Annotated in this window: 2 protein-coding genes; both read right to left on the bottom strand. The window is 38.0% G+C overall.

Features of this window, described 5'->3' with window-relative positions; genetic code table 11:
• On the bottom strand, positions 1 to 2679 hold a 2679-nt coding region (locus tag AC6F75_RS07885; protein WP_500714437.1), incomplete at its 3' end, for a PD-(D/E)XK nuclease family protein.
• A gap of 67 nt (positions 2680 to 2746) precedes the next feature.
• Complete coding sequence (locus tag AC6F75_RS07880; protein WP_500714435.1) at positions 2747 to 4150, bottom strand: thrombospondin type 3 repeat-containing protein; 1404 nt, start codon at positions 4148 to 4150, stop codon at positions 2747 to 2749.
• Positions 4151 to 4181: the final 31 nt, after the last annotated feature.

The raw sequence follows: 4181 nt of genomic DNA, 5'->3' as shown, positions 1-4181 counted from the left end.
AATTATTTTGTTTAGCTCAGCTTTAAAATCAGTTAATGTGTCCTGAAAAATCATTTCAGCGCTTCCTTCAGGATTCGCTTTGTTGTTAAAGGGTAAAAATCCCTGCCCCAAATTCCTAAATGAAACAATTCCCGCTTGAGTATTCCCAAACCTTAAAGCATGTTCAGACATTAAAGCATAAGCAAGCACTTGTATTTTCTTACTGTGTTTGTCGTAATCAGAAAAAAGTGTTTCCCAGTCATTGAGGTTCAAATCCGGTTGTTTTACCAGACCTGTTTTATAGTCGATGATCCTGGGTGTTCCGTTATGTGTGTCTATGCGGTCAACAGTTCCTCTCAATTTCACGGGGAAGTCCAGTTCGGGGATGTCTAATGGAGCCTCCAGTTTATTTTCAAGTGAATGTATGATAATCTCATTTCCTTGTTGAATTTCGAATAATTCCATTTTCAGGAAATTGTGGACATAGCGTTTTGAAATTTCAAAAATGATTTTGTTTTTTCCGCTTTCAATGTTGCCTTCTTTAAAAGTGTTTTGAAACTCTTTTGCCACTTGCCCATCTACCTTTTTCCGAAGGAGCTTTAGGATTTCTGTCGAAAGAATTTCGTTAATGTAAGGAGTGTACAATGCTTCAAGCGTATTGTGAACGATGGTTCCCAAAGTGTTTGCTGCAACCGTTTCTTCAATTTCATCAACATCCCGAATGCCGAGAATGTACCTGTCATAAAAATCAATGGGATTACGTATGTAAGTAGTGATGGCAGAAGGAGAAAGACCACTTGTTGCAAGCTTTTTGAGCTGTTCTAAAACACTGGGGGTTTTCTCTATTTGTTTCAGACTCTTTTCCGGAATGTCGATTTTTGGGGAGTAGATATATTCTCTAACATCGTGTGTGGAAGGACCCTCATAAGCGAGTTGCATTAAAAACCTGCTTTTCTCTCCGGCATTCAACCCGCTGCTGTGGTTGTTGTATAAAAGATCTATGTTTTTTGCACGATGCAACAGGCTGTAAAAATGATAAGTATAAACAGCATCTTTTTCTTTGTGCGTGGGCAGGTTGAATTCTTTTTTTAAATCAAAAGTAATGAATGACTTGTTGCTTTTTCCCACCGGAAGCGTGCCCTCATTGGCTGAGAGTAAAATAACCCGTTCAAAATCCAGGGAACGGGTTTCTAGCAACCCCATAATCTGAAGTCCTTGATAAGGCTCGCCTTTAAAATCGATTGAAGTTAATGATACGATTTCCTTATAGAGTTGATAGAGTGTTTTTGTGGTTTTTATATGTGAAAACTTATTGTTTAGGGTTTCCAGTTTGTTCCAGACCTCATACAATTTATAGAGTGCCTGAATTAGAATATTATCCCGGGCTTGCTTTTCTTTTAGTGTAAGAAGAATTTGTTTTGCGTTGGATATTAAACTGTCAACGGAGGAATTTTCAGGCGAAAAAATAGAATGAATGGTTTTCATTTCATTTTCCGGAACGAGGGAAGCAATGAGGTCATAATTTAAATGGGTCAGGTTTCTTTCGCGGAGGGTTTCATTTATTTTATTTGCACTTTTGGGAATAATACTTCCACTTAACGGGTGGTTTAGAATTTCCAAAACATCTTTATAGTAAAACGATTTTTGTTCATCCCGGTGAATCTTTAAAAGGGATTCAAAAAAGGAGGTGGCCGGAATTGATTTTAAAGGCAAGCCCATCGTGATATTGACCGCTTTAATGTTTTGCGGAAGCGAATTTAACATTGGAATCAGCAAATTTTCATCAGCGAGTACTAGAGCTGTTTTAACAATTTCGTTTTCAGGTAATGCTTCTAGAATTTTCGAAGCACACTTTACTTGCCCCAAGTTTTTTGAACACCCGGTGATATTGATGGTTTTGAGTTGTTCAAAGTAATTTGAAACAGTAAGAAACGGGTTGTCTTTATAAAATTTCCAAGTTTTTTTAATATCCCTTAAAAACAGGGAAGCACTGTGATAGGGTTTGTCCATAAAGTAAGCCTCAGCATCCCAATACACTTGTGTGTTCCCCCTTTCCAGCATTTCCTGAATGATGACTTCTTCAGCTTTGTTTAGTGCGTTAAAACCAATGAAAATGTGAGGGTTGCTTTTTTTAGACTGAATATAATGTTCAATATTCACTGCGGCTTCCCTGTAAACCAATCCTTGATGGGCGAAGCCTTTTAGTTTTAACTTCTCGGAAAAATTTTGATACAGGACGGGGAGGGAGTTCCAGAATGAAAGGTAGTTTTTTATTAAAGGCGTTTTTTGATTATTGAGATACCAGTGTTCAATTTCTTTGATTTCATTGAGGTAATTAAAAAACCGGTTTTGGTCAATCAGATTTCTATCAATTTCGTTAAAATCTTCAATCAATACAGACGCCCAACTTGAAAAACTTTCAAAGTTCTCTTTTTCTAAAACGGAAATTTCATTTAAATAAATCTCATAAAACTCAAACAAGAGCTCTATTGAATTCGCTATTTTCAAGTCGGCAATTTTTTCAATAAATTCCTCAATGCTTAAAATTTCGGGAGCAAACTGAGTTTGGGTGTTTTGCGATAGGATTTCTTTTTTCAGGAAGGTGCCCGCTCTTTTGCTGGGCAATACAAAAACAAAATGGGATAGATTTTGTTTTGATTTTAGAAGGGTTGAAACAATTTCATTTAAATATGTTGTCATAGCATAAAAATAAGAAACGCCACTGAAATTTCAGTGGCGTTTCCAATATAATTATTTAATGTTTCTCTTATTTCTGAAGAGAAATTTCAACACGTCTGTTTTGTTGTCTACCTGCCGCTGTAGTGTTTGGAGCGACTGGTCTGTCAAAGGCATAACCTTCAGATGATAACCTGCTTCTATCCATTCCTATAGTCGTCAAGTATTCCATTACAGAAGCTGCTCTTTCTTTAGAAAGTCTTTCGTTTAATGCTCTGCTTCCAGTGTTATCAGTGTGACCTTCAATATGGAATTTAGCATTTGGATATTCTCTCATAATATCAACTATACTTTGAAGTGCAGCATAAGATTCTGGACGAATAGTCGATTTACCTAAGTCAAACAAGATGGTTTTTGAAAACTCATTTAATTGCTTAATAACCTCAGTAGTTACTTCAGGACAACCTCTGTTTGCAACAGTTCCGGGAACATCAGGACACTCATCTAAGTGATCTGGCACACCGTCACCGTCTCTATCTGGCCAAGGACAACCATTGTTTTCTTTTGGACCAGGCACATCAGGACACTCGTCTAAGTGGTCTGGCACACCGTCACCATCAGTGTCAGGACATCCGTTGAATTGTGCAAGACCTGGAACGGTTGGGCACTCATCAAGGTGATCTGGAATACCGTCACCGTCTGTATCAGGACATCCGTTGAATTCAGGAAGACCTGCTTCATAAGGACACTCATCAAGGTGGTCTGGGATACCGTCACCATCTGTATCAGGACATCCGTTAAATTCTGCAAGTCCGGGAGTATCAGGACACTCGTCTTCGTGGTCTGGAATACCATCACCGTCACGATCTTTCATTCCAAATTGGAATATGATACCGGCAGAGTGTTGAAAGTGCTTAACACCGTAGTCTTCTTCAAACGAATGCTTATAAGTTGACTGAAGGTTTAAAGCAAGTGATTCGCTTAACCAAAACTTAAAGCCTAAAAGTGCGTTTGCAGTTCCAAATCCAATTTCATCAACCCAGGTATAACCACCACCAATACCTAACTGTGGGTCAAACCAAGAGCTGTTTAATGCTTTTTTAAAGCTGTATTTAACTTCGCCATCTGCTGCATAGTAAGTGAGGTCTTTAGTGGTTCCAAAGCCCATATCACTTACATTTAAATTGCCAATTTTTTTAATTCTGTTTACGGAACCTGCGGCAGTGAAAATAAAACCACCACCCATGTATTTAGAAATGGCAATTCTAGATACTGTTGGTAGAATGTTCCAATGGTCATCAGCATTGAAAAACTCGTCAAAAATTTCTCCTCTAAGTTCGGCTGGAATTCTGTCATCGACCTCGCCAACAGGGTAAACATCAACTGCGTTGATGCCAAACTCAACCGCCCAACGGTTGTACTCGTCCTGAGCATTTAGATTACTTAATCCGAAGATAAGTAAAGATGCAACTAATAATCTGCTAAGATGTTTCATATTCAATAATTTAAATTTTAAGTGTTAATTG

The organism is Planktosalinus sp. (assembly GCF_059864935.1).
The sequence above is the reverse complement of the archived record's forward strand: the minus strand, read 5'-3'. Positions and strand labels throughout refer to the sequence as shown.

Excerpts from the sequence above, each read along its gene's own strand:
- AC6F75_RS07880 (WP_500714435.1), bottom strand. The coding sequence starts at position 4,150 with ATGAAACATCTTAGCAGATTATTAGTTGCATCTTTACTTATCTTCGGA.